At 65.2% G+C, this 6,613-nt stretch carries 5 protein-coding genes and 1 pseudogene; 1 reads left to right on the top strand and 5 read right to left on the bottom strand.

Features of this window, described 5'->3' with window-relative positions:
* The 5 genes from X803_RS17790 to X803_RS17785 all read right to left on the bottom strand — a co-directional run.
* Positions 1 to 318 (bottom strand): DnaJ domain-containing protein (locus X803_RS17790; protein ID WP_035777917.1); only part of this gene is annotated, 318 nt, incomplete at its 3' end.
* 87 nt (positions 319 to 405) lie between these two features.
* Positions 406 to 1,086 carry a nucleotide exchange factor GrpE gene (locus tag X803_RS0104470; protein ID WP_026544205.1) on the bottom strand — a complete coding sequence of 227 codons (681 nt, stop codon included), beginning with the start codon at positions 1,084 to 1,086 and terminating at the stop codon, positions 406 to 408.
* A gap of 2 nt (positions 1,087 to 1,088) precedes the next feature.
* Positions 1,089 to 2,963: a molecular chaperone DnaK gene (dnaK, locus tag X803_RS0104465; RefSeq protein ID WP_026544204.1), complete on the bottom strand. Its 1,875-nt coding sequence runs from the start codon at positions 2,961 to 2,963 to the stop codon at positions 1,089 to 1,091.
* Between the two features lie 172 nt (positions 2,964 to 3,135).
* Positions 3,136 to 3,981, bottom strand: a complete 846-nt coding sequence (locus X803_RS0104460) for an esterase/lipase family protein (RefSeq protein WP_026544203.1) — start codon at positions 3,979 to 3,981, stop codon at positions 3,136 to 3,138.
* Positions 3,982 to 4,112: 131 nt separating this feature from the next.
* Complete coding sequence (locus tag X803_RS17785; protein WP_051470449.1) at positions 4,113 to 6,290, bottom strand: MMPL family transporter; 2,178 nt, start codon at positions 6,288 to 6,290, stop codon at positions 4,113 to 4,115.
* A gap of 93 nt (positions 6,291 to 6,383) precedes the next feature.
* Here X803_RS17785 and X803_RS22090 point away from each other — a divergent pair.
* Positions 6,384 to 6,613 (top strand): annotated as a pseudogene (locus tag X803_RS22090) (MarR family transcriptional regulator); the annotation flags it as partial.

The raw sequence follows: 6,613 nt of genomic DNA, 5'->3' as shown, positions 1-6,613 counted from the left end.
GCCGAAGAGATTGCCGAACACATCCTCGAAGCCTGCCCCGCCGGCTGCCCCGCCGGGCCCGCCCGCAGTGAACCGGGCCCCGCTTCCCATGGCCCGGATGGCGTCGTACTGCTGGCGCTCCTCGGGATCGGACAGCACCGAATAGGCCTCGGAAATGTCCTTGAACATCCTGTCCGAGCCGCCTGTGCTCTGGTTCTGGTCCGGATGGTGCTTCCTGGCGAGTTTCCGGTAGGCCTTCTTGATGTCGGCGTCGGAGGCGTCCTTGGGCACGCCAAGGATCTTGTAGAAGTCCTTGTCGACCCAATCCTGACTAGCCATCTGACTCCTCCTCTCGTTCAAATCTTCATGGTGTCCGGCGGGGGACGAAGGGAGCCCCCGAACGGGGGCTCCCTGCATCCATCCTGTTTACTCCGGTACCGCTACGATCACCTGGGCGGCGCGCAGGACGCGGTCTCCCTTTTTGTAGCCCGTGCGGAGGATCTGGCTGACGCTGTCGAACTGCACCTCGGCACTCGGCTGCTGGATGAGCGCCTCGTGGATGTTCGGATCGAACTCCACCCCGGTCTCATCGATGCGGGAAAGGCCGTAGGTCTTCAGCGCGTTCTCCAGCTTCGTGGAAATCGCCGCAAACGGCCCGTCCGCGAGGTCGCCGTGCTGGCGGGCGGCGTCGATGTCATCCAGTACCGGCATGAGGGAGTTCAGTACCCCGATCACTGCCATGTCCCGTGCCACGTCGCGGTCCCGCTCCACCCGCTTCCGGTAGTTGACATACTCGGCCTGAAGCCGCAGGAGGTCATTCCGGAGTTCAGCCTCAACGTCGGTCGATGCCGCGGGAATCTCCTCCCCGCCGCCGGCCTCGTTGAGGATGGCCTCGGCCTGCGCCAAGGCGTCCACACCGCCGTCCGGGTCTCCCGCCGGTGCGGGCTCCTGCCCGGTACCCGCTGGGGGTTTCGGGTCAGGATTGCCCGTGCCGGCGTCCTGCTGCTGCCCCTGCCCACGGACCTTGCCCGTTTCCGGATCAATCTTCCGGTTGTCCCGGAAGCTGACCGGCTCTGAGTGCTCTTCTTCGTTTCCGTGGTGAGGCATGGCTACTTCTTCTCGTCTTCGTCAACAACCTCGGCGTCGACGATGTCCTCGTCGTCAGCCTTGGAACCGTCTCCGCTGGGCTCGCCGGTTCCGGCGTCACCGGCACCGGCGGCGCTTTCCTGCTGCGCCTGGGCGTAGATGGCCTCACCGAGCTTGGTCTGGGAAGCCTGCAGCTTCTCGAAGGCGGCCTTCACCTCTTCATCATTGTCCTGGGATTCCAGCGCCTTCTTGAGGGCGTCGACGTCGGCCTGCACCTCGGTCTTGACCTCCTCGGGCAGCTTGTCCGCGTTATCGGCGATGAGCTTGTCCACGGAGTAGGCGAGTTGCTCGGCGGAGTTGCGGGTTTCGGTTGCCTCGCGGCGTGCCTTGTCCTCCGCTGCGTGCTCCTCGGCGTCACGGACCATGCGGTCGATGTCTTCCTTGGACAACGCGGTGCCGCCGGTGATGGTCATGGACTGTTCCTTGCCCGTGCCCTTGTCCTTGGCGGACACGTGAACAATGCCGTTCGCATCGATGTCGAAGGTCACCTCGACCTGCGGAACGCCGCGCGGCGCCGGGGCAATCCCGGTGAGCTCGAAGGTTCCCAGCGGCTTGTTGTCCCGGGTGAACTCGCGCTCGCCCTGGAACACCTGGATGGCAACGGACGGCTGGTTGTCATCCGCAGTGGTGAACGTTTCGCTCCGCTTGGTGGGGATGGCGGTGTTGCGCTCGATCAGGTGGGTCATCACGCCGCCCTTGGTCTCGATACCGAGGGAAAGCGGGGTAACGTCGATCAGCAGAACGTCCTTGCGCTCACCCTTCAGCACGCCGGCCTGGAGAGCGGCACCGACTGCGACGACCTCATCGGGGTTGACACCCTTGTTGGGCTCCTTGCCGCCGGCAAGCTCCTTGACGAGTTCGGAAACAGCGGGCATGCGGGTGGAACCACCGACGAGCACGATGTGGTCGATGTCCGAAACCTTGATGCCGGCTTCCTTGATCACGTCCTGGAACGGCTTCTTGGTGCGGTCCAGCAGGTCCTTGGTGAGGTCCTGGAACTTGGCACGGCTGAGGTGCTCATCCAGGTGCACCGGGCCGTCGGAGGTGACGGAGAGGTACTGCAGGGAGATGTTGGTGGAGCTGGCCGAGGAGAGTTCCTTCTTGGCCTGCTCGGCGGCTTCCTTGAGGCGCTGCAGGGCGATCTTGTCCTTGGACAGGTCAGCGCCCTTCGCCTTGGCCTGGGACAGGAGGAAGTCAACAACACGCTGGTCCCAGTCGTCGCCGCCCAGACGGTTGTCACCGGCGGTGGCGCGGACCTGGATGGTGGAGAACTCGTCCTCGTCCTTGCCGACCTCGAGGAGCGAGACGTCAAATGTACCGCCGCCGAGGTCGAAGACCAGGATGAGCTCGTCTTCCTTGCCCTTGTCCAGTCCGTAGGCGAGCGCTGCGGCGGTGGGCTCGTTGACGATGCGCAGGACGTTGAGGCCCGCGATCTCCCCGGCTTCCTTGGTTGCCTGGCGCTCGGCGTCATTGAAGTATGCGGGAACGGTGACGACGGCGTCAGTCACCTTCTCGCCGAGGTAGCTCTCGGCGTCGGTCTTCAGCTTCTGCAGGATACGGGCCGAGATTTCCTGGGGCGTGTAGGTCCTGTCATCGATCTGCTTCTTCCAGTCGGTGCCCATGTGGCGCTTGACGGAGGAAATGGTGCGGTCGATGTTGTTGACGGCCTGGCGCTTGGCGATCTCACCGACCAGCACTTCACCGCTCTTGGAGAACGCGACGATGGACGGGGTGGTGCGCGCACCCTCCGCGTTGGCGATGACGGTGGGCTCGCCACCTTCAAGGACGGAGACAACGGAGTTGGTGGTTCCGAGGTCGATACCTACTGCACGTGACATGCGTATTTCCTTTCGACGAGCCGGCGGCGTGTCACCGCCCGGCCAGAATGTTCGGATTGCGCCCAGATTGAGCGTTCTGCACTCAAGTGTACCCGGACCCGAACAAGAGTCAAGCCAGAGTTGAGCGAAAGCGACTCAACTCTGGCTTGACGGGGTACGACGTCGGGGGGCCTTAGAGGCAGCGCGGCTGGAAGGCCGGGTCCGCCGGCCCTTCCTGGGTCAGCGCATGGGACACCAGCCGGTGCACCACGGGATCATTCGGCGCCTGGTCATGCTCAATCAGGTTCAGCGCGCACTTGTCCTGAATGGTGATGTTGGTGACCTGCCTGGCCGGACCGTCGAGGAACTGGCTGGTGTACGGCGTGACCACCTCGTCATATTTGGTGCTGATGACGGTATAGGCGGGTCCGTTGACGGTGTCGCCGATGGAGTTCAGCTCAGTCAGGAACGGTGAGCCGGCCTCCTGGTCCGCGCACGCCTGGCACAGGAAGCCGGAATCAGAGGTTGTCACGGGTCCGTCCCCGGAAGGCACGAGGACACCTTCGGTCCCGTGGTTGGACGGAGCAATCCCCACCAGGTGGTTGACCTTCTTTGCGCCTCCGAGGAAGCCGATGTAGTAGCGCGGCATCATGCCGCCCTGGCTGTGGCCCACCAGGTCCACCTTCCGCGCCCCCGTGGCGCCGAGGACAGCGTCAACAAAGGAGCCCAGTTCAGCGGCGGAGTCAGCCACCGGGCCGGTGGCGTCGATGCCGTTGGTGGTTCCGTAGTTGAGGGCAAAAACGCAGTATCCCTGCCCGGCGAGGACCGGCGAGAGCGTGGACCAGTTCTTCAGCATGCTCTCGAACGTTCCGGGCACGAGGATGACGGGATACGGGTGTTCCGCACTCGGCTTGCAGGACCAGTTGTTTGCGCCGGGCGGGGAAATGTCCTCGGTATCGGCTGCGGCGGGCGCTGCCCCGGCCAGGCTTCCGCCAAGCAGGGCCGCAGTGGCAAGGATTGTCGACAGGCGGTGTGGCATGCGTTGAAACCTCTTCGTATCATCGAAGCTCCCCGGGCGGGAGCGGGCATCGCACAGACGCTAGCTACTCGCCGGTAACCTGCGCAACACGAATGGGAATATGTGCACGCTCCGGCGGCTGCCCACCGCAGCTAGGCCCGGTGGGCGGGCTCTTTCCGCTCCTCCTGCTCACTTTCAGCCTCCCGGCCAGGGGTGGCTCCGACGTCGTGCCGCGCCAGTGCCGACGGCCACCAGATCTTCGGGCCGATGTCATACGCGAGGGCCGGGACGAGCAGGGACCGGACAATCACCGTGTCCAGCAGCACGCCGAATGCCACAATGAACGCAATCTGGGCAAGGAAGAGGATCGGGATGACCCCGAGGGCCGCGAAGGTTGCCGCCAGCACGATCCCCGCGGAGGTGATCACGCCGCCGGTGACGCCGAGCCCGCGCAGGATGCCCGGGCGCGTACCGATACGCAATGACTCCTCCCGCACGCGGGTCATCAGGAAGATGTTGTAGTCGACCCCGAGTGCCACGAGGAACACAAAGCCGAAAAGCGGCACGGAGGCATCGGCGCCGTCGAACCCGAGAACGTTGTTGAACACCAGGGCCGAGACGCCAAGCGCCGTCGCGTAGGACAGCACCACGGAGCCGATGAGCAGCAGGGGCGCCAGCACCGACCGCAGCAGCAGCATCAGGACGGCCAGGATGACCACCAGGACGATCGGAATGATCTTCGCCAGGTCCGCCTGGGCGGTCACATTGGTGTCCAGGGCCACCGCGGTCACGCCGCCCACCAGCACCTCCGGGCTCACCGTATCGAGGTCCGTGCGCAACTGCCGGACGAGTTCCTCAGCCTCCGCGGAGTCGGCCTGGTAGTCGAGGGTGGCGCGGACCAGGACATTACCCCCGCGAACGACGGCGTCGCCTCCCTGTTCCGCGACCACGGTCGCCTCGGTGACACCCTCCTGCCGGTCGAGCACCTCGAGCACGCCGTCCTGCTGCCCTTCCGGCACGATGATCGTGACCGGGCTGCCGGCGCCGGCGTCGAAGTGGCGCGCCAGCGCGTCCTGTCCGTCCACCGCATTGGACGGCGCCAGGATCAGCGAGGACTGGGGCACTCCGGAGGCCTGCAGCTGCAGGAGGCCGAGGGAACCCGCCCCGAGCACCACCAGCGAGATGATCCACACCGGCCGCGAGGACCGTGAGATCAGGCGGCCGACGCGCTTCCAGATGCCGCGCAACCCCTCAAGCCCGGTGACGTTCCGGCCATGCACGCCGGCCGGGTGGGTGCCCGCCTTCGGCCGAAGCGGCCAGAACGCGCTACGGCCGAAGAGAAGGAGGAGCGCAGGCAGGAGCGTCAGCGCCGCAAACAGCGAGAAGACAATGCCGATGGCCGCGATGGGACCAAGACTCCGGTTTGAGTTCAGGTCCGAGAAGAGCAGGCACAGCAGCGCGAGGATCACCGTTGCGCCGGAGGCCACGATCGGCTCCACCGAAGCCCGGTAGGCTACCCGCATGGCATCCCACTTTGAGCTGAACTCGGTGAGCGCTTCCCGGTAGCGTGCCACCAGCAGCAGCGCGTAGTCCGTGGCCGCGCCGATCACGAGGATGGACAGGATGCCCTGGCTCTGGCCGCTCAGCTCGATCCAGCCCCACAGCGCGAAGGCGTAGACCAGCAGGATTGACGTGGCGAGCGCAAAAACAGAGGTGAACAGGACGAGGAACGGCAGGATGAGCGCGCGGTAAACGCCCAGCAGGATCACGAAGACTGCGGCGAGCGCAACGGCGAGCAGGATTCCGTCAATACCGCCGAAGGCGCTGACCAGGTCGGCCGTGAATCCGGCGGGGCCGGTGACGTAACCTTCCGCACCGTCGGGCAGTTGGGCCTCCAGCACCTCGCGGAGTTCCGCGACCACCTCACCCAGCTCGGCGTCGTCGGACACTGAAGCAATGAACTGGATGGCGAGTCCATCCGCCGAGGGAATGGGACCGAGCAGCGCCGGCTGCCCCTCGGCAGCCGGCTCAAGTCCGTCAACCTCCCCCAGTTCGCCCGCGATCTCCTGGTACAGCCCGAGTTCCTGCGGCGGAATTTCCGTCTCTGACTCGACGACAATGACGGCGGGCAGCGCCGTCGACTCGGTGAATGCCTTCTGCAGCTCGCCCGCTTCGGTGGACTCGGCACCTGCGGGAAGGAAGGAGGCCTGGTCATTGCTTGAGACTTCCTCCAGCTTCCCGAAGGTGGGCCCGCCGAAGCCTGCGCCGATGAACCACAGCACCACGATGAACGAGGGGATGACCGCCCGGGCCCACTTCCTGTTGAACATGCCGATCCTCTCCAAAGTATCTCTGCAGCCTACTATATTCATGATGGAGATAATTGGGTACTGACTAATCTTGAGGTGAGCAAAGGGAGGACCATGGCCGCCGCACCACGTGAAGTGCTCGCCCTGCTGCAGCAGTTCACCGTCGAGACCGACCGTTACGTGGATACCGTCAGCGTGCGGGATGACCTGCACAGGACGGACCTCAACGCGCTCGGAATCATGATGGGAGCCGCCCGGGCCGGCGTAACGGTGACGCCGGGGATGCTGCGCCAGGCGCTCAACCTCAGTTCGCCGGCCACCACCGCGCTCATCGACCGGCTCGG

Source organism: Arthrobacter sp. 35/47, assembly GCF_000520475.1.
Lineage (GTDB): Bacteria > Actinomycetota > Actinomycetes > Actinomycetales > Micrococcaceae > Arthrobacter_D > Arthrobacter_D subterraneus.
This window is presented reverse-complemented; position numbering and strand designations above follow the sequence as displayed.

Bases quoted from the DNA above. Each gene is read 5' to 3' on its own strand.
- X803_RS0104470 (WP_026544205.1), bottom strand. From the start codon at position 1,086: ATGCCTCACCACGGAAACGAAGAAGAGCACTCAGAGCCGGTCAGCTTC.
- dnaK (WP_026544204.1), bottom strand. From the start codon at position 2,963: ATGTCACGTGCAGTAGGTATCGACCTCGGAACCACCAACTCCGTTGTC.
- X803_RS0104460 (WP_026544203.1), bottom strand. From the start codon at position 3,981: ATGCCACACCGCCTGTCGACAATCCTTGCCACTGCGGCCCTGCTTGGC.
- X803_RS17785 (WP_051470449.1), bottom strand. From the start codon at position 6,290: ATGTTCAACAGGAAGTGGGCCCGGGCGGTCATCCCCTCGTTCATCGTG.